Genomic DNA, 18,537 nt, shown 5'->3' on the forward strand with positions numbered 1-18,537 from the left:
GCAGAGGTCACTGGAACTTCATCCGTTTAATTCTAGTGAACTTGCTTCTTTCAAGCGGGTGCATTTTGATGCTTATTAAGCCGGCTGGACAAAATAAGAGTCAAAAAGCAATTGGGCCGCCCCGACAGATACCGCTTCCTCTTTTAATCCCCCCCGACTGAAGTGCACTTCTGAATCATCAAATAACGTAAGGTGCTCTTTGGTAGAGCGTACAACCTCATCGAAGTATTCCGGATATGCATCGAAGATCGGACCGTTCATGATAACAGATTTCGGATGAAACATGTTGATCATGTTCGATAATCCGATTCCAAAATAGAGAACGGACTCCTGCACCGCTTGTTCCGCTGCAGGATCCTGCTCTTTCAGGGAATTGAGAAAATCCGAATATCCGTAATCAGTTTTCATCTCTTTTATACGGCGGGTTTCATCCAGCAATGAAACCAGCGATGTATATGCAACCCAGCAACCCCTTTTTCCGCAGCTGCATTTCTTTCCTTTCGGATCAATTACCATGTGGCCCTGTGAACTGATATTTCCGGTTCGGTTCTGCATCAAATGGCCATTCGTAATAATTCCACAGCGGAGGCCTATCCCGCTTATGCAATACAAAAGATTTTCATTGCTGATTGTATTCCTTTTATACTCAGCCAGCGCAGCTGTATTTGCTCCATTTTCCACTATAATATCCAGAGGAAAGTCCTTTTGTAATTCCCGTATGATTTCAATGCGATTCCAGCTGTCAGTACTTTGAGATCGAGAAGTTAATATTACACCTTCTTCTCTGTTTAATGGCCCGACGGCCCCGATTCCGATTCCCAGCAAGTGGTCGGCGTGAATATTGCATTCTTGCATCAGCTCTTGTATCACGTTTTTCATGGCGGAAATCGCCGCAGCCGGCTGCTGTTCGATTGTCAGCCCGAATACCTTTTGAGCGACCACACGAAACGCCATATCCACCAGCACAACTTTTGTTTGTCTTCGGGAAATATCGATTCCGACTATATAAGCTGCATTGGCCGTCGCTTTATACATAACAGGAGGCCGGCCACCGCTGGATCGGCCGAAACCCGCCTCATTAATCAGTCCCTTCGTCACCATTTCTTCAAGCAACCGGGTCAGCGTGGTCGGCGGAAGTTTTGAAAGCTTCATCACTTCCGCCTTTGGCAATGGGCCAGATTGATGAATCAGATGATAAATAAATTTTGATGTGTGATTCTTAACTGATCTATCCTGCAGAAACGTTTTAAGCATTTTTTCTCCCGCTTCCACTTTTGTTTTGCGTTACTTTCCTCTATAGACAGTTCCTTTTTTAATTTCTTCTTTCCATTCCGCAGCTTCCATGCCCGGCACTGGACCTTTCAGTAATGGATCGTTTGTTTTATGCATCCATTGTTCCACTTTACCCCGCAGGTCTTCCAGGACATGCTTATAATTTTCGTCTCCCGCCAGATTAACCTCTTCAAGCGGGTCCTGTTCAAGGTCGTACAATTCCTCTTCGGTGTTCGCTACGTAATATCCATCCCTGACAACTTGGCCGGACAGGCTCTCATGGATATCAAAAGGCAGATACACTTTCGGACCGTCCGCAAAATTCCGGATGTATTTATAATAATTAGTCCGGATGCCTCTCATCGGATGATAGCGGTCATGCCATGTAAGTTCACAGAAAAAGTGGTCCCGCGATTCATACTGTTCTTCTTTTATCAAAGGAAGAAAACTATAACCATCAATTTCGTCCGGGATTTCTCCTCCGGCAATCTCCAATATTGTTGGCATTAAGTCAATATTGCACAACAGGGCATCCGCTTTGCCACCCGCTTTCACCATTCCTTTTGGAAATTTCATGATCAGCGCTGTCTCCAAGCCGGCGTCCATTAACGTTCCTTTCGCTCTGGGAAAAGCGATTCCATGATCTGTCGTATAGATCAAAATGGTATTTTCATCCAGCCCGGTCGTTTCCAATGCTTTTTTGATCCGGCCAATCGCCCGGTCCAGTTCTTTTATAGACCCTTGGAAATGAGCAATGTCTTCTCGGATTTCTTTTGTATCCGGCAAATAAGGCGGCACTTCCACTGAATCAACCGGGTCCGGTTCAAAATGATCGAATGGCCGGTGGGTCTCTTCAAAACCAACTGAAGCATAAAACGGCGTTTCATCCCTAGAACGGGATTTTTCGTTCAGGAAATCCTCCAGTTTGTCTGTTACTTTTTCGGCCGCATTTCCTGGCACTTCAACGACACGGTCATAGCCCAACTTCTCTCCCGTGTATTCTCCATCTATTGATTCATGGAAAAAGCCGAACAGCTGCGTGCTGTAGCCCGCTTTTTTAATCTCCGAAGGGATGGTTTTAATATCGCTTTTCATTGTATGACCGAGATGCGTCAGCCCCATCAGTCCGTGGTTATGCCCATACATTCCGGTCAGGATGCTGCCCCGGCTGGGACTGCACTGCGGCTGAGAGCAGAAATAATTATCGAATTGGATACCTTCTTCTGCAATCCGATTCAGTTCAGGTGTTTCCACTTTTCTGCCGTAACTGCCCAAATGTCTTCCTGTGTCGTGTGAAATCACCATCAAGATATTCGGTTTCTTCAAAATAGACATCCTCCTTTAATCACTTTATCTGAAAATCTGAACCCTTATACTTTTAACCATATTGGTTAAAAGTGGTCATAAGATTCTTATCCAACGTAACAAAACCAGTCGATTACAGCAATTGGTCTGAGATACAGCGAAAACCGATATTCCCCGCTGAACTGTCGATTGTATTAGAAGTACGAGCCGCTACCCGGTATCTGTTACAGTAGGATTCATGACAAAGATAAGACCCTCCCCGCATTGCTCTGTTCGGCTCTTGTCCGGCAGGCAGTACAGCTTCCGGACTTGGCGTAAAGGCATTCGTACACCATTCCCACACATTTCCGGCCATATTGTATAATCCATATCCATTCGGAGGAAATGAACGGGCCGGCGCCGTCCCTGCATAGCCATCTTCCATTGTGTTAGCAGTCGGAAACTTCCCCTGCCAGATATTGCAATGATGCTTATCTTCAGGAATCAATTCGTTTCCCCACGGGTATTTAGTTTGCTCCAAACCTCCGCGAGCGGCGAATTCCCATTCCTTTTCAGTCGGCAGCCGTTTGCCTGCCCAATTGCAAAACGCCATGGCATCATTCCAGGACACGTGAATGACCGGGTGATCCATCCGATTTTCTATCGTTGAGCCGGGTCCTTCCGGTTGAAACCAGTAAGCGCCTTCGACTGCAAACCACCACGGTGTTCCTGTTACCTGCTGCATCACTGCATTTAGTGAAGGAGAGATAAATTGATAGAAGACGAAAGACCACCCAAACCCTTCCGCTTCTGTTCTATAACCGGTTTCCTGGATGAATTGCCTAAATTCTTCGTTTGTCACGACATGGCTGTCCATATAAAAAGAATTCACTCTCTCCTTTTTCACCGGACCCTCACAATCCGCTTCAACCCCTTCCTGATCGTTAGTTCCCATCAGGAACTCTCCACCTTCAATAAAAATCATCTTTTCATAAAAGCGGATTGATTTCTCCTCTGAAGCGGCAGCAATGCGTTCAATTTTGATTATGTCTTTACTGCTTATTTGTGATCTGCTTGCTGAGCAGCAAGATTTCATTTCATCGTTCAGCAAAATTCTCCTCCTTTCCACTTATTATTGTACAAACTTGATTGTATACCCTATTAATTTAAATTAAAAGTCAAATTATTAGAATATTTATTACTTGAGCCAGCTGTCCTATTGTTTTTCCCGAACCGCTAAATTAACCGAAGTTTTTGTATGAATAGCCGCTTTTGAAAAGAGTGGAAAATTTAACAAGCACTTTTCCCCATTTCAGCTTTTTACTTTTAGTCCACAGAACAACCTTGCTTAGCGGCACGCTATAGAAATATTCGCACTTCTATTTTGGTTCCTCTATAATTGTCCTTACCAGACAAGAAAACTCTGTACGGACAAAGGAGATGCTTCCCCATAATGAGTAATCAGAAACTTGCCGCAGAAGTCGGCAACTACATTTCCGGCTTGCTGCGGGAGCATTTCGGAAAAGGTCCTACATCGGCTTATGTCATCATCAAACCGCCTTTCTTCTTCGTCCACCTCCGGGGATTCCTGGCTCCTACTGAACGGATTTTGCTGAATCAGAAGGAGACCAAACGAATCTTGGAGATCCGGGATTTACTGATGGATGAACTGAAATCCAGAGTGAAAATCGATTTATGGAAACAGGCGGGACTGGATGTCCTGGACATTTACAGCGACTGGAACCTTGAAAACAAAACCGGCGTAGTCCTCGGCATTCTCGATGAAGAAACAGCAGAAGAAACGCTGGCTTGGCCGGGAGGAATCAGCAGGGAGCTCGTGCTGAAAGAAATGAACAAGGCAAGCGCTGTTGTGGAAAAAACACCGGGCGAGACAGCAATCTACTGGATGAACGACCGCATTGTTTTAATCGTCCGGGAGGATATTCTTGTGCCGATCGAAAAGGAATTGATCCGGCTCGGACATGGTGAAATACTCAAAAGCGCCAAGCGGCCGCTTGAGCGGAGCTCAGTTTTTACCGGCCGACTTAAAACAGCGCTTGACCGGCAGATCAGTGAGGTTTTTGTTGATTGGGATTTTGAAGGGGATATCAGCTATATGGTTCTCATCCTTGATGGTGAACCCGCTGATTAAAAGAGTGTCGCCCGCCAGCTGACGGCGGACGATTTTTGTTAAGTATTCAGAAATGGCGGCGATTGGCAATGCGGGCACTCGCTGTACCGCTGCTCTCCGCGGAGACTGTTTACATAGGAAGAGGAAGCCGTGAATTCACGCTGCTCGACCGGTGTCTTTAAAAAGCCGCACCGGTCTCCCGCATAGAGTTTTCGGTGGATTTTCTTTTGAACATGGTCAATGAAATAATCCATTAATCGATCCTTCCTTTCCGTTCAGAATATAAATAAAAAACGCCGAAAAGAGCCTGTTGCCAGGCTCTTTTCGGCGTTATCGACAGCGCTATTGTCTGCAATAGGACACCAGAACATAAAATTTAAATTCCCGCTTACCCGAAACAGTATAACGCATTTTGTTGAATCGATAAAGGGAAGCCCTTCCCTTCTCCTTCTTCCCGTCTTTCTTTCATCCGCAGATTCTGGTAGCCTTACCCAATACTCACACTTTATGCAGAAAGGAACTCTTTATGACTGAATCCGCTCCCCGGTTATGGACGAAAGATTTTATCATTGTTTCTTCCATTAATTTCATCCTGGCACTCATTTTCTATCTGCTCATGGTAACAATTGCTGTCTACGCAGTGGATGCTTACGGCGCTTCAACGAGTGAGGCAGGACTCATTACCGGCATTTTCATTATTGGTGCGCTGACTGGCCGGCTGCTGACCGGCCGTGTGATTGACTCATTCGGCCGGCGCCGGATTTTGTTTATCGGACTGTCCTGCTTTATCGCTGCCACTTTTCTGTATTTCATCGATTTGAATATCGCTTTTCTGCTGTTCACCCGCTTTGTTCATGGAATTTCAATCGGGATTGCAAGCACCGCAACCGGTACAATCGTGGCACAGATCATACCGGATGCCCGAAAAGGGGAAGGGATCGGTTATTTCAGCATGAGCACGACGCTGTCAACTGCCGTCGGTCCGTTCATCGGCCTGTTTATGACACAGCACTTCACGTTTCAGCTGCTGTTCGTCCTCTGCCTGCTGTTCGAAGCGATCGGCCTAGTACTGGCATTCTTCCTGAAAGTGACTGAAGCGGATCCCGCAGCTGTCATGGATGCGCCGAAAGGACTGAAGTTCTCAAGTTTTGTTGAGCCGCGCGCCGTTCCGATCGCCTGTATTACGCTTGCCGTTTCGTTTTGTTATGGCAGTGTGTTATCATTCATCAGCTTTTATGCCATTGAGCTGGACCTGGTGGAAGCGGCAGGTTTCTTTTTTCTTGTCTACGCTATTGCAGTTCTGCTGTCCCGCCCGTTCACCGGCAGGCTGATGGACCGGAAAAACGCAAATGTTGTCATGTATCCGGCACTCTTCATCCTTGCAGCCGGTATGCTCCTGCTAAGTTCGGCAGATGGCAGCGTGCTGCTGCTCTTGTCCGGGGCACTGATCGGACTCGGATTCGGCAATATACAGTCGACAACACAGGCAATCGCCGTCAAACTGACACCGCCTCACCGTTTCGGACTTGCCACGTCAACGTTTTTCATTTTCATGGATGCAGGCCTCGGGTTTGGGCCTTATCTCCAGGGTTTCCTGATTTCCCAGACGAGTTACAGCATGTTATACGCAATTTTAGGAGCCGTCGTCCTGGCCACTGTACCGCTTTACTATATGCTGCACGGACGAAAAGAAAAACCGGCAATGAGCTGAAGTGAGCTCATTGCCGGTTTTCGGCTTCAGTAACTGGAAATGACCCGGTTCTTGCCGTCATCCTTTGCCCGGTACAGTGCCATATCTGCGTTGTGAAACAGCTCATCAAACGTGGTAACCGCTCCTTCTCCATTATCCGACACCCCGATGCTTGCCGTAACAGTCGCTGTCTTCCCATTTTTTTCGATTTCCAGGTTGCGGAGTGTTTCTGCCAGCCGCTCCGCTTTTTTCATGCCCGCTTCAAATGTGGCATTATACAATATGATGATGAATTCATCACCGCCATACCTGCCAATTAAATCGTTCCGGCGAAACACAGCTACACACGCCTCGCTCACCTGCCGGATCACTTCATCTCCGAAAAGGTGACCGTGCTCGTCATTGATCTGTTTGAAATTATCGATATCGAACGCAATACATACGACGCTTGTCGATGTCTCTGCTGCATCGGCGAGCCATCGGTTCACGGCCGCCTCTAAGTACGTCCGATTATACAATCCGGTCAGGTGGTCCGTGTTCGCTTTTTTCTCAATCTCTTCCACCCGGTGCTGCAAACTGAACTTCATCGAAGCGAGTGACAGCTCCTGGCGGCTGATTTCCTCCAACAGGGAAATGTATTCTTTCTGCACTTCATAAGCCAGCCGTATATCATCCATTGCTTCGCTCAGCCGGATCCGTTCTTCTTGTATCGCTTTACGCAAATAGATATCACCATAGCTCGCTGCAAGTTCTTTTGCTTCGGTGTATGCGATAAATGCTTCAGCGTACCGCTGCTGTCGGGCATACCAAAACCCCAGCAAGTCCCGGGACTGCGCTTTTTCCCGGCTGAATGAATCCAGCAGCAGACTTGTCACCATCTCGTTGATATGCGGCCAGGCTTTTTCATACTCGCCCAGTTCGATATAGGCACGCGTAATATTCAGTTTCACCCGAATTTCCAGTATCCCGCTCCGCGGCAGATGCTTCCTGGCTGCCTCCAGCCCCGCCTGGCCCATACGGAGCGCTTCTGTAAACTCGCCTTCCGCCAGCAGGAGATGCGAAAAATTGCCATAGCTGCTGCTCAACACATCTTCTTTGCTGAGCTGTCTGGCAATTTTAATACTCTTTTTCAATGTTTCTTTTGCTTTTCCAAAATCTTTATTGTGCTCATAAAGCAGAAACAGAATGTGATACAGATCCAGAAAGTCCTCGTCTGTCCCGTATCGGGCACAGACTTCCCGATGCGCTTCAATATTACGGAATGCTTCTTTAATATCGCCGATGCTGTAGTAGGAAGCAGCGCTGACCACATAGGCCGTCATCATGGCCCGGTGGTCATGTTGGTCCATGGCAGATTCCAGAAGTTCATAACTGCCTTCAATCGCTTCTTTGTACTTCCCTTCGGCACGCAGGGAAGCAATCTTCTGCTGCAAAACTGCCAGTTCTTGTTTCTTCATCATCCGCACTCCCTACACTTCTTCTTATACAGGAAAATATACCTAACTAATGATACCCTATAATTAGTCCTTTATAAACAAGAATGTTTAAAATATTTTGAGAGAGACTGAAAAAGGGAGTATGATAGACTTGGTTAGAGACAGAAAGGAGAGATTTATCATTATGTATGTAGTAACAAACCGCATTCGGACGAAAAAAGGCTTTGCTGAGAAAATGGCTCCCCGTTTTGCAAAACCCGGCCCGCTTCAGGAAATGGATGGCTTCGTAAAAGTTGAAGTTACGGTTCGGGACAACGTGGAAGAACATGATGAATTGAATGTCAATATGTACTGGGAAACGCTTGAAAACTTCGAAGCCTGGAAAAACAGTGACACCTTTCGGGAAGCGCATAAAGGCGGACGCCCTTCCGGTGAAGGCGGCGGTGAATCCCCGATGCTCGGAAGTGAACTTGTAATCGCGAAAGTGGCGGCTGTACTTGAAGCGAAATAAATAACCGGACCTGAAAATCTCCCCCTGCACCTTCTGCAGGGGGAGATTTTTCAATTGTATAGGCCTGACTGAAGAATGGATATCCTAATCGTTGTAAAAACTCATCCTCTCGCACATGAGAGGATAGGTTCTGCGTTAAGCTATATTGAGTCCGCTGTTTTTCTGCTTCACTTTGCGGTGTCTGATGATCTGTGCTGCATACCACAGGACAACCGGGACAGTGAGTGTTGCACCAATGATGACCGACAGATTGTAATCGAGTCCGAGCCCCTCCGGCGCATAGAAGATGTACGTGCACACAACGCCGGTCATGAAACTTGCCGGAACACCTGCAATCCAGTGCTGTTTATGCAGTTTCAATAAGTACATCGCAGCGGTCCACAGCATGACCGTCGCGACGACCTGATTCGTCCAGCCGACATAGCGCCACAGGAATGTGTAGTCGATTGTCGCCATATAGAATGTCGGAACTGCCAATGGAATTGTCACGAGCAGGACCTTCATCTTGCCGTCCATATTCATGAATTTCGACAGGATATCTGTCGCAATCATACGCGATGAACGAAGCGCTGTATCGCCTGTCGTGATCGGCAGGATGATGACACCGAAGATGGCCAGGATGCCGCCGACTGTGCCGAGAAGCGATGTCGAGATTTCATTGACCACACCGGATGGCCCGCCGGCTTCGAGCGCCGCTGCGAGTCCTTCCGTTCCATTGAAGAAGGCCATCCCTGCGGCTGCCCATACAAGTGCGATAATTCCTTCAATGATCATCGCTCCGTAGAAAATTTTACGTCCGTCTGTTTCTTTCTTCATCGTACAGGCCACAATCGGACTCTGTGTGCAATGGAAGCCGGAGATGGCACCGCATGAAATGGTGACCATCAGCAGCGGCCAGAGCGGCAGGTTAGCCGGATGCAGGCTGTCGAGCGTCAGATTCGGCAGTTGCTTACCCGAAAATACAAGCGCCACTGCGACGGCAATCGCCATGATCAGCAGGATGCCGCCGAGGAGCGGATAAATCCGGCCGATGATCCGGTTCACCGGTAAAACCGTGGCCAGGATAAAATAACCGAAAATCAGGCTGAGAGCCACGATGAAGCTGATTGGGGTGATTTGTGAAATGAGCTGCGCCGGGCCTGCTGTGAAAGCAGCCGCCACCAGCAGCATGAGTACAAGTGACAGGACATTGATGAATGTCCGGATGTGTTTGCCTAAATACTTGCCGACCAGCGTCGGGAACTGCGCGCCGCCGTGGCGGAGTGACATCATGCCAGACATATAATCGTGGACGCCGCCTGCAAAGATGCAGCCGACCACGATCCAGATAAACGCGACCGGTCCGTACAGCGCTCCTGCCACTGCGCCGTAGATCGGACCGAGTCCTGCGATATTCAGTAATTGGATCAAGTTGCCTTTCCACCAATTCATCGGCACGTAATCGAGATTGTCCCGTTTTGTGTATGCCGGTGTGGGTGTATCGTCATTGACCACAAACACCCGTTCAACAAACTTCCCGTAAACCATGTAGCCGATTATCAATAATGCAATTGCACCTAAAAATGTTGCCATGTCCGTGGCCTCCTTCTGTATCTCTCGCTGAAAATAATATTAGGATAACAAAGGCGGCAGACATTGTATACACTTTTCTAACAAGTAATAAAATTCTTTTTCCTTTTTGTGAAAAGTGGCGCGAGCCCTTGGCGTTAAAGCGTTTTCATCGTATGGAAGTGGGGGCGTTTTTCAACAGAAGGCATTGGAACGGATTAATTTTCAATTTGATCAATCAACTGATTTCCGGTCTTTTCATTTTCGCAATCAAGTGAATGGCACGTACCAAGAGCGATGCAGCCAGCCCCAAATTCCACTGTCCTCCAACGGTAAACCGTTATTTGTCTCGATTTACTCTTTTTATTTGAGCAAGGCGGAAATCGATGCATTTTGCAGAAATTTTACGATTACAGCGCTGGTCAGCGGGAATGCCGTCCAAGCTGCAAAAAAGACGGAAACATCTAAACGAAAAAAAGCACGTTCGAATGAATACTTCGGACGTGCCTTTCAGTTATACCATACAGCTTCTACGGCTTCATCGTCATCCAGCTGCCGACATGATGAACCGCGATGCCGTTATAGCTTGCTGTGCCGTTGTATTGTTGCTGGACTAACGAGAGCTGTTTGTTCATATAGGCCTCTCCTTCTTCGAAGAACGAGAGGTATGCGCCTTCTGCGGTCTGTCCGGTTTCGACTCCAATAACAAGGCTCTTTCCGTGTTTTCCTGCAAATGCAACTTCATTGCGCGCAAATTCACCGATAAGCGCGGCGCTGTCCCGGTAAGCCATGATGGTGACACTGTCAGTCGCCGCAATGACCCATTCCGCCAAAATCCCAATCCCGAACTGATTTTTATAGGAAATCTCATCAAACCAGAAGGCCATATCCACTTCGATCGGCAGGCTGAGTGCTGCAGCGTTATCCGCTGCCCGGCTGAGCAAGGCCTGATAAGACTTAACAGTAGCCGCCTGGTTCGATGCCCAGTCGCTGTACAGATACGGCTCAACATCGAGATGGATGCCGGCGAATTTCTCAGCAGATGCAGAGCCGGCCTGGTAATGCTGCAGCCAGGTCATCAGCCGGTCCTGCTGGACATAGCCTTTCCGTGACACCCAATTCGGCGCCCCGTCCAGCGCATAAATCTGTATGCCTTGTACGCCGGCTTCTGCAATGAAACTGCGATAGGCATCCGCCGGCATTTCCTGATCGATCTGTACATAGACTTTATTCAGCTCCTTACTTGCCAGAAAAGCGAGCGTTCCGGATTCATCCTCCACGAACATCCACGGGTTCCAGAGCCAGGTCGCCCGGTCTTCGGCTGCTGCAGCTTCCACTTGGGCCCCTCCTGCTCCTTCCGTGATTATGCCAGTACACAAGAAAGCTAAAACACAAACCATCACGATTGTGCGCATATTCAATTTTCCTCCCTTCAAGATCCCGGACTCCTGAAGGGAACCTGGCAGCCTGACTTCCGTACGCCGACCGGCGGTTAGGTTCGCGGCTTTGCGTCCTTTCCTTTCGGAGAAGTTTGCCTTTTTCAGTTGGTTTAAAGATAATGGATCCGTGTTACCGGCCTGCAGGTAATTTATGTTTTAAGCCCGTTTTTCAGCTGTATACAAAGCCTTTATCTATCAGCAGATGAAACTCTCCTGCAGCAAGCGGCTTGCTGAACAGGTATCCCTGTGCTTCATCGCTATTATGCTGCTTCAGGAAGTGAAGCTGCTCTTCTGTCTCCACGCCTTCTGCGATAACTTTCATGCCAAGGGTATGGGCCATTGAAATAATCGTCGCTGCAATATTTTTATTGCCATTCGTCCCGGAAATTTCCCGGATGAATGTCTGGTCGATCTTTAAATGATCAATCGGGAATTCCTTCAGGCAGTTGAGCGAGCTGTATCCGGTCCCGAAATCATCCATGGAGATGTTGATGCCCATACTTTTCAATTGATACAGAATGGAACTCGCTTTCTTTACGTTCATCGTCATGCTTTCTGTAATTTCGATTGTCAGCCTGGTCGGATCAGTTTCCGTTTCCCGCAGGATTCCCTGGATGATTTTCAGCAGATTCGGCTGATAAAATTGCCGGATCGACAAATTTACAGCCAAGGTGAACCGTTCAGTATCGGCGAATTGCCATTTTTTCAGCTCTTTGCATGCCATCCGCAGAATACGCTCGCCAAGCGGAAGGATGAGACCGGTTTCTTCTGCAATCGGGATGAACTGGTCAGGCGGGATGCTGCCAAGTTCGGGATGATCCCAGCGGGTCAGCGCCTCGGCACCGACCAGCTGCCCTGAAACCAAATCGACAATCGGCTGATAGCGGAGAGAAAACTGCTCTGAATCAATGGCTTTCCGAAGCTCATTTTCAATTTGCAGCCGGTCATAGATCCGACTGTTAAGGGATTCGTCGTAGAATTGAAAATTGTTTTTACCTTCTTTTTTCGCCTGATACATCGCAAGGTCCGCTTTTCTGATCAGCTCTTCCGGACAGCTGCCATCCGGCGGGTACAGACAAATGCCGATGCTCGGTGTGATGAAAATTTCATGCCCTCCCACCTCGAAAGGGCGGGCCAGAGCATTCAGCACGCGATCAGCGACAATTGTCGCTTCTTTTTTCGATGCTCCTTCAAGAAGAATCGCAAATTCATCGCCACCTTGCCTGGAAGCCGTATCAGTTTTTCGGATGCATGCCTCCATTCGCCTGGCCACCTGATTCAGAAGGGCATCTCCTACGTTGTGGCCCAGCGTGTCATTAATCAATTTGAAACGGTCCAGATCCATATACAGCAGGACAACCGTCTCTTCCGCAGTCGCTTTACACCTGCTGATCGCTTCCGTCAGCCGCTCATTGAATAGCTGTTTATTGGGCAGACCGGTCAGTGCATCATGAAAAGCCATGAACTTAATCTGTTCTTCCGCCCGGTAATGTTGGATGGCCAAGCTTGTCAGGTGCGTCGCTTTCTCAATGATCTGCATATCCGTTGTGGTCGGTGTCCGGCTGCTTGTGTAGTAGATTGCAAAGACACCAAGCACTTTCCGCTGACTGTCCCGGACCGGCGAAGACCAGCAGGCCCGCAGCCCGTGTTTGAGCGGCACTTCTTTATATAAGGCCCAGCGGGGGTCAGAATCGATATCAGCTGAAATGACCCGGCAGTTTAAATAAGCTGCCGTTCCGCATGAAGCTGCATCCGGACCGATCGGCATGTTATCGATCATTCTCACATATTCATTCGGAAGGTTTCGTGTAGTGCCTGCGTTCAGATGGGTACCTTCTTCATTTGTCAGCAGAATGGATCCCAGTGCCCCTTCTGAAATGGTTTCCACAATGGTGATGATCCGGTCGAGCACGGCTGAAAGCGGTTCTCCCTGCGCAATCATTTCGAGCACTTTGTTTTGTCCATTCAGCAGAAGTTCGAGGTTGTTTCTCTCCGTTACATCCTTGGCTGTCCCGACGATGCCTTTCACTTCGCCGTCTATGTAAATCGGTGCAGCTGTGATGGACAATTCAATTCCGCTTCCGTCTTTTGCTTTAATGATCGTATCGAATTGCTCCCGGCTGCCCCGCAGTACCCGCTGAAAAAGCGCCATCGTTTCAGGCAGGAACTTTTCATCGATTAGTGCTGTAAATGGAAGTTGAATCACTTCCTTTTCCATGTAACCCGTTGTTTCTTCCGCCACTTCATTGAACAACTGGAACTGACCTTCCGCATTCAGAGCATAACAGGCGTCCGGGTTGTAATCGAACAGTGACTTATAGATGTCGAACAGTGAATCCGAGCGGAGTAAAGATTCCATTTTTTCACCTGTCTTTTCTGAAATTAACAATAGCGTTTGCTACGCAGTTACGTTTTATTTCCCCGAACATATTAAGTATTTTGACTATAATTTTTATCTATCTAAATTAGCTTAAAAGTACTAATTTAACCAATTATACAGAAGCGTTTACTCATTGAGAAGTGTAAATTTTAAACATATTGTTTCTTCGTGTTTTATATATTGCAAAGGACCTTAGAAAGATAACAAAAAGAACCGGCATTCGTGAATGCCGGTCTTTGTTTCAAGTTACCAGCTTAATTGCTCAGCTGATCTATTCATATTGGAGTTCGCCGGATTTAATAATCATCACATTCATCAACCGGCTTCCGCTTGTTTTGCCGGGTGCTTCCGTTTTTCAGCAACAGGAAACATCCCCCGCCACCCGATGAACACAGCTACGGCCAATACGCCGGCATATAGGTAATTGCCGAAAGGAATCATCACGAATACAAGATGAACAAGTGCAAAGCCGCCGGTTATCAGTCCGAGTCCGAACATTTTTGCGCCATTCGCTTCATGGGCAAATTCGAAGGACCTGGAAAACGGATATGTTTCATCCCGGATAAAATGATGCGTCAGCAAAACCTGCAGCACAGCGCTGAGAAAAACTGCGATCAACCCAGGGATAATCTCCGGAGAGAACAGCCAGATGAAGACGGCGCTCAACAATAAAAACACCGGCAAGTACAGCAGAACAATGAATGCCTTCAGTGCACCGCTGTATGCAGCTCCTTCATGCCGGACCGGCGCAGCCCTGAACAGCCAGCTGCCTTTATAACCCTCAGAGAATTTCAGCATCAGCAAGGCATTCGGAATAATAAAATTGCTGAAATAAACGGTCAGGTACCCATTGCCCGTCCGGTCAGCGGCAAATCCGCTGGCACCCGGATCATTCCACAGAAAGAGAAATGGAAAGACGAGCGCCATGCCCAGTGCCGGGTATACTTTCAGCTTAAATTCCCGCTCCCGCTTCATAAGAAGTGCCCCAAAGCGGAAAAACACCCGCTCCTCCTCTGTCCGGCACAGCAGGAACGCCCATGTCCGGTTAAGCCGGTTTTTCTTCGGTTTACGTTCGGCTGTGCTGCTCATCAGTTTTTCGAGATTCCGCTCAAATGACGGCATGCCTTTCAGGTAAATCCCTGCTGCCACAAGGGGTACCATGACCGACAGCACGGAGAACAGCAGGACATACCCGGCAGTATTGCCGGCAAGCAGCAACTCAAAAGGCGCCCCGTACCACAGGGGCGGCAGAAGCACGTGCCACCAGCTGAATTCATACACTGCATTCATATCCGTAAATTCAAATGATCGGGCCAGCACCTGATATCCGACGACAACAGCGACCGACAGCAGAATCTGCACATAATTGATGATATCTTTCAGCCGTTCACCGTCCAAAAAGCGCAGGACGAGCAAATACAGAAGAGAAGTTGCAACGACCGATAGCAGCATTGCCAACCCGATCTCCACGAGGAAAATCAGCAAAAATCCAATGCCATGCTGCACCAGTCCGACAATGAGCGGGACTGCCGAAAATGTACCCGTTATGAAGGAGACATACACCAGGATGTGGACAATTTTCGCAGCGCTGACCGTCCGCTGACTGACCGGCTTTGTCTGAAGAATATTCCGGTCCCGCACATCCAGCAGGACTGATGAAAAATCCGCGATCATCGCTGTTGTAAGCACAAACAGCAGAAGCGCGAACGCAATGCTCATGTTATACATATAACTGATATCCGTCGAAATGACCGGTATCAGGATGAGGCTGTATAATGCATAGATCCATAGGGACTTCAGAAACTGATTGCCCTTTTTTTCCCGGCGCGCATCATTAAAGACCGACGGCGTCCTCCGTCCGTCCATCGTAAATTTCATGCGCAGAATGATTTCCATTGCCCGGTAGTCAATCCCAAGCCTGCTGAAGAGCCAGCGCAGTTTCGCCAATAGTTTCAGCGTCTGGAATTCACCCATGGGCATCTTCTCCATGAACAATCGATACAAATGACTGGGCTTTATTCCGATGTTCAGTAAAACCGGTCAACTGATTGAAAATGCCGGTCAGCGTCCCTTCCTTGCTCATATCCTGCAATTCCTGGAATGTCCCGTCCGCAATGACTTCTCCCCCAACGAGCAGGACGATCCGGCTGCTGATCTTTTCCACGAGATCCATGATGTGCGACGAATAGAAAATCGTTTTTCCCTGCGCCGCCAGCTGGGCCAGAATTTCCTGGATCACAGCTATGCTGTTGGCATCCAGACCGCTCAGCGGTTCATCGAGAAACAGCAGATCCGGATCATGCAGCAGGCTCGCAATGATCAGCACTTTTTGTTTCATCCCTTTTGAAAACGAAGACAGCCGGGAGTTAATGACACCTTCCAGTTCAAACTCCTGCATCAGGCGCACCGCTTTTTCCTTTGCCGCATCTCTTTCCATTCCGTACAGTTCCGCTGTGAACAGCAGGTATTCGCCGGCTGTCAGGTTATCGTAAATCTCAGCGTTCTCCGGCACGTAGCCGATTCTCCGTTTGTAGAACGGATCGCCGGCAGCCACATTTACGCCGAATATCTCCACTTCGCCTTCATAGCGGTCAATCAGTCCAAGCATGATTTTGACAGTCGTGCTTTTGCCCGCGCCATTTGGTCCGATATATCCAATGATCTGGCCTTTCTGCACTTCGAGATTCACTCCGTTCAGTACCCGCTTCCCGCCGTAATTCATTTTCAAGTCTCGGATTGACAGGATTGTTTCGTGCGCAGTATCCATGCGTGCACCTCGTTTCTGGTTATGCTGCAACCATATCATAAGTTAAAATTTTCATTCTCTTCTATTATTATACCAGTTCCAGTTTCAGCAAAAAGAGGATGAAAGCTGAAAAACAGCAGACTTCCCGGCAAAAACAAAAAACACCATGAACACCAGGTTCATGGCATAACGGAAACAGCTGTTTTTTAAGTTTTTTAAGCAGGATGTCTTTGTCGGACTTTTGCCGGCAGGTTGAGGCTTACAGCCATGGTGCAATGCTTACCCGGAGGCTCGGCTGCGGTTTCATGGAAAGGCTGTCAATTGCCCGGAGCAGCCAGCCCGCAGCCAGTTTCGTTTTATCTTCCTCTGTTCGGCGTGTCAGCAGTGCCGCTCTCAGCCGGACTTTCAGTTCTTGATCCACTTCAATCATGGCACAGGCGCGTTTCAGCAGCCGTTCAGTCTGTTCGGCGTTCATCCGTTCTCCCCCAGACACTTTTTAATGATCAGCCCGATTTTTTTTACGATCCGGCCGGACTTTACCCGCAGCAGATTCTCCTGCAGCTGCAGGATGCCGGCAATTTCCTTAAAACGCATATTGGCAAAATAGCGAAGATTGTAACTACTTAGGTTCTTAAAAAGAGAAACGTCCCTGGTTCACCAAAATGAGTGATTCAAGGAGGTTCTTCCCTTGTTTTCGGACAGTGGAAATGAACCCGCGTATCCGGGCGAATTGAATAGCCCCTTTTTCCGTGCGGAAAGGGCCGGAAACCTTTGATTTGACCTTCATCATCCGCACGTCCCGTTCAGCCTGGTTGTTGTCGAAAGGAACTTGCCCATCCCGAAGAAACCGCAGGATATCGGCCTTGTACAGAACGAACCGCTCGGCAAGATTCGCTGACTTGGTCTTCTTGTGCTTTCCGCGCTCACCGGGGTTTTTCGGAGGCGGCGGCACCCGCCATTCACCGGCTCCGTTTTCCAGAATCTCATCATACCTGAATTCAATCGCGCCGGCTGATTCTTCCGGGACCGGCCTTCCGGCCTCTGTGGCCTGTTTCTTCACCGCCAGTGCTTCCCGCAGGAGAGTCTGCATCTCAGCTGCCCACCGATGCCCATCGTATTCAGTGATCCCTTCACATTCCCGGATCAGATGGGAACCGCACAGGGCATGCGCTGCCTTGTAGGCCGGATTGAAGTAGGAGGCCCAGAAATCGTGGACCACCGTCCCCTTATAAGCGGTGAGGAAACCGAAATCATCGAACGCTTCTTTCCCTCTTTTGGGATGGATGTGATAAAGCGTCCAGCATGCATTCGAAATGAGATGGAGCCAGTTCCTGCGGCCGTCGGACGACATCCCGGTCTCGTCCGCATGAACGACAGGACTGTCCAGCAGGCGAACCCGGATTGTCTGCTCATGCGGTTCCAGCCGGTCCGAGAGCTTTTCGAGGCTTGCAAGGAGAGTGCCTTCGCTCGGGCGGTGGCCCGTGAGATCATTGAACAGCTGGCAGATCCGTTCCAGCGGGAGGTGCTGGTACATATTCAGGTAAGCGGTCCAGGCCTGCACGCCATCCCCATACTGGACAGGCGCTTTCACTTCCTGCGGAAACGATCCGTACTCCTCGTGCCGGCAGTTCGGACAGCGCTTGGCAGCCGCCTGATGCTCGGTATAGATTAAGCGGGGGACCGGCAGGTCCAATACTTGTCTCTTTTTGCAGCTATGGACAGGGACTTCTCCTAGCAGATAACTGCAGTGTGTACAGATTTCCGGCTCATGGACGATCACTTCGTCCGGTGTTGCACTCATCTTCAGCGTATGCCCTTTATGTCCGTTCGGGGCTCCATGTTTGCCGCCCGGCTTCCGAAGGCTTTTCGGTTTCCGGAAACCATCGGAAGATGGCGGTTTACTGCTGTTGCGGCTGTTTGTGCCAAGCTGCCGCTCGAGATCCTGTACCCGGGTTTCCAGTTGGTCGATTTTCGTCTCCAGTTTTTCAATGTATGTACAAAGACCCGTCAGGACCTTCTCGATCTCCTCGGGCGTACTGTGACTGATTGCTTTGATCTCTTCCGGGCTGAGCTTCATGATTGGCACCCCGCTTTCAATAA

15 protein-coding genes and 1 riboswitch are annotated in these 18,537 nt (G+C 48.8%); of the genes, 3 read left to right on the top strand and 12 right to left on the bottom strand.

The features are described from left to right. Nucleotides 1–75 precede the first annotated feature (75 nt). From B0X71_RS18050 to B0X71_RS18060, 3 genes are all read right to left on the bottom strand, one after another. Nucleotides 76–1,152 (bottom strand): ROK family protein, encoded by a 1,077-nt coding sequence (locus B0X71_RS18050; protein ID WP_198038656.1) that lies wholly within the window; start codon nt 1,150–1,152, stop codon nt 76–78. 132 nt (nt 1,153–1,284) lie between these two features. Beyond that, nucleotides 1,285–2,607 (bottom strand): sulfatase family protein, encoded by a 1,323-nt coding sequence (locus tag B0X71_RS18055; protein WP_077590729.1) that lies wholly within the window; start codon nt 2,605–2,607, stop codon nt 1,285–1,287. A gap of 103 nt (nt 2,608–2,710) precedes the next feature. Next, the gene (locus B0X71_RS18060; RefSeq protein WP_077591074.1) at nt 2,711–3,652 is read right to left on the bottom strand and encodes a formylglycine-generating enzyme family protein; all 942 of its coding nucleotides are present in this window, start codon (nt 3,650–3,652) and stop codon (nt 2,711–2,713) included. A gap of 357 nt (nt 3,653–4,009) precedes the next feature. Here B0X71_RS18060 and B0X71_RS18065 point away from each other — a divergent pair, with 357 nt between their 5' ends. Further along, complete coding sequence (locus tag B0X71_RS18065) at nt 4,010–4,708, top strand: Na-translocating system protein MpsC family protein (protein WP_077590730.1); 699 nt, start codon at nt 4,010–4,012, stop codon at nt 4,706–4,708. Between the two features lie 38 nt (nt 4,709–4,746). Here the strand turns inward: B0X71_RS18065 and B0X71_RS18070 are convergent, their stop codons facing one another. After that, nucleotides 4,747–4,941 carry a hypothetical protein gene (locus B0X71_RS18070; protein ID WP_077590731.1) on the bottom strand — a complete coding sequence of 65 codons (195 nt, stop codon included), beginning with the start codon at nt 4,939–4,941 and terminating at the stop codon, nt 4,747–4,749. Nucleotides 4,942–5,213: 272 nt separating this feature from the next. On the opposite strand from B0X71_RS18070, the gene B0X71_RS18075 reads away from it, so the two are divergent. Next, nucleotides 5,214–6,398, top strand: coding sequence for an MFS transporter (locus tag B0X71_RS18075; protein ID WP_077590732.1), 1,185 nt, complete (start codon nt 5,214–5,216; stop codon nt 6,396–6,398). 26 nt (nt 6,399–6,424) lie between these two features. On the opposite strand, the gene B0X71_RS18080 is transcribed toward B0X71_RS18075, so the two are convergent. Next, on the bottom strand, nt 6,425–7,834 hold the full coding sequence (locus B0X71_RS18080) for a tetratricopeptide repeat-containing diguanylate cyclase (protein WP_077590733.1): 1,410 nt from the start codon (nt 7,832–7,834) through the stop codon (nt 6,425–6,427). Nucleotides 7,835–7,997: 163 nt separating this feature from the next. Between B0X71_RS18080 and B0X71_RS18085 the strand changes: the two genes are divergently transcribed. Next, nucleotides 7,998–8,324, top strand: coding sequence for a heme oxygenase (locus tag B0X71_RS18085; RefSeq protein WP_077590734.1), 327 nt, complete (start codon nt 7,998–8,000; stop codon nt 8,322–8,324). A gap of 135 nt (nt 8,325–8,459) precedes the next feature. On the opposite strand, the gene B0X71_RS18090 is transcribed toward B0X71_RS18085, so the two are convergent. The 7 genes from B0X71_RS18090 to tnpC all read right to left on the bottom strand — a co-directional run bounded on the left by B0X71_RS18090 (nt 8,460) and on the right by tnpC (nt 18,514). Continuing rightward, nucleotides 8,460–9,896: a carbon starvation CstA family protein gene (locus B0X71_RS18090; protein WP_077590735.1), complete on the bottom strand. Its 1,437-nt coding sequence runs from the start codon at nt 9,894–9,896 to the stop codon at nt 8,460–8,462. A gap of 506 nt (nt 9,897–10,402) precedes the next feature. Then, nucleotides 10,403–11,209, bottom strand: coding sequence for an amidase (locus B0X71_RS18095; protein ID WP_232336738.1), 807 nt, complete (start codon nt 11,207–11,209; stop codon nt 10,403–10,405). Nucleotides 11,210–11,330: 121 nt separating this feature from the next. Further along, nucleotides 11,331–11,418, bottom strand: a riboswitch (cyclic di-GMP riboswitch). Nucleotides 11,419–11,480: 62 nt separating this feature from the next. Beyond that, entirely contained in the window at nt 11,481–13,670 is a 2,190-nt protein-coding gene (locus tag B0X71_RS18100; protein ID WP_077590736.1) for a sensor domain-containing protein, read from the bottom strand. Nucleotides 13,671–14,006: 336 nt separating this feature from the next. Then, nucleotides 14,007–15,665 carry a hypothetical protein gene (locus tag B0X71_RS18105; RefSeq protein WP_077590737.1) on the bottom strand — a complete coding sequence of 553 codons (1,659 nt, stop codon included), beginning with the start codon at nt 15,663–15,665 and terminating at the stop codon, nt 14,007–14,009. Then, nucleotides 15,658–16,458: an ABC transporter ATP-binding protein gene (locus tag B0X71_RS18110; RefSeq protein ID WP_077590738.1), complete on the bottom strand. Its 801-nt coding sequence runs from the start codon at nt 16,456–16,458 to the stop codon at nt 15,658–15,660. The genes B0X71_RS18105 and B0X71_RS18110 overlap by 8 nt, the downstream gene beginning before the upstream one ends. 238 nt (nt 16,459–16,696) lie before the next feature. After that, entirely contained in the window at nt 16,697–16,912 is a 216-nt protein-coding gene (locus B0X71_RS18115; protein WP_077590739.1) for a hypothetical protein, read from the bottom strand. 156 nt (nt 16,913–17,068) lie between these two features. After that, a complete protein-coding gene (gene tnpC, locus B0X71_RS18120) occupies nt 17,069–18,514 on the bottom strand; it encodes an IS66 family transposase (RefSeq protein WP_077590740.1) in 1,446 nt (481 codons plus the stop codon). Between the last annotated feature and the right edge of the window lie 23 nt (nt 18,515–18,537).

This window comes from Planococcus lenghuensis, assembly GCF_001999905.1.
GTDB classification, from domain to species: domain Bacteria; phylum Bacillota; class Bacilli; order Bacillales_A; family Planococcaceae; genus Indiicoccus; species Indiicoccus lenghuensis.

What these genes read in the sequence shown, in the direction of transcription:
- tnpC (WP_077590740.1), bottom strand. Translation starts at nt 18,514, where the DNA reads ATGAAGCTCAGCCCGGAAGAGATCAAAGCAATCAGTCACAGTACGCCC.
- B0X71_RS18110 (WP_077590738.1), bottom strand. Translation starts at nt 16,458, where the DNA reads ATGGATACTGCGCACGAAACAATCCTGTCAATCCGAGACTTGAAAATG.
- B0X71_RS18050 (WP_198038656.1), bottom strand. Translation starts at nt 1,152, where the DNA reads ATGAAGCTTTCAAAACTTCCGCCGACCACGCTGACCCGGTTGCTTGAA.
- B0X71_RS18115 (WP_077590739.1), bottom strand. Translation starts at nt 16,912, where the DNA reads ATGAACGCCGAACAGACTGAACGGCTGCTGAAACGCGCCTGTGCCATG.
- B0X71_RS18080 (WP_077590733.1), bottom strand. Translation starts at nt 7,834, where the DNA reads ATGAAGAAACAAGAACTGGCAGTTTTGCAGCAGAAGATTGCTTCCCTG.
- B0X71_RS18085 (WP_077590734.1), top strand. Translation starts at nt 7,998, where the DNA reads ATGTATGTAGTAACAAACCGCATTCGGACGAAAAAAGGCTTTGCTGAG.
- B0X71_RS18065 (WP_077590730.1), top strand. Translation starts at nt 4,010, where the DNA reads ATGAGTAATCAGAAACTTGCCGCAGAAGTCGGCAACTACATTTCCGGC.
- B0X71_RS18105 (WP_077590737.1), bottom strand. Translation starts at nt 15,665, where the DNA reads ATGGGTGAATTCCAGACGCTGAAACTATTGGCGAAACTGCGCTGGCTC.
- B0X71_RS18070 (WP_077590731.1), bottom strand. Translation starts at nt 4,941, where the DNA reads ATGGATTATTTCATTGACCATGTTCAAAAGAAAATCCACCGAAAACTC.
- B0X71_RS18060 (WP_077591074.1), bottom strand. Translation starts at nt 3,652, where the DNA reads ATGAAATCTTGCTGCTCAGCAAGCAGATCACAAATAAGCAGTAAAGAC.
- B0X71_RS18100 (WP_077590736.1), bottom strand. Translation starts at nt 13,670, where the DNA reads ATGGAATCTTTACTCCGCTCGGATTCACTGTTCGACATCTATAAGTCA.
- B0X71_RS18090 (WP_077590735.1), bottom strand. Translation starts at nt 9,896, where the DNA reads ATGGCAACATTTTTAGGTGCAATTGCATTATTGATAATCGGCTACATG.
- B0X71_RS18055 (WP_077590729.1), bottom strand. Translation starts at nt 2,607, where the DNA reads ATGTCTATTTTGAAGAAACCGAATATCTTGATGGTGATTTCACACGAC.
- B0X71_RS18075 (WP_077590732.1), top strand. Translation starts at nt 5,214, where the DNA reads ATGACTGAATCCGCTCCCCGGTTATGGACGAAAGATTTTATCATTGTT.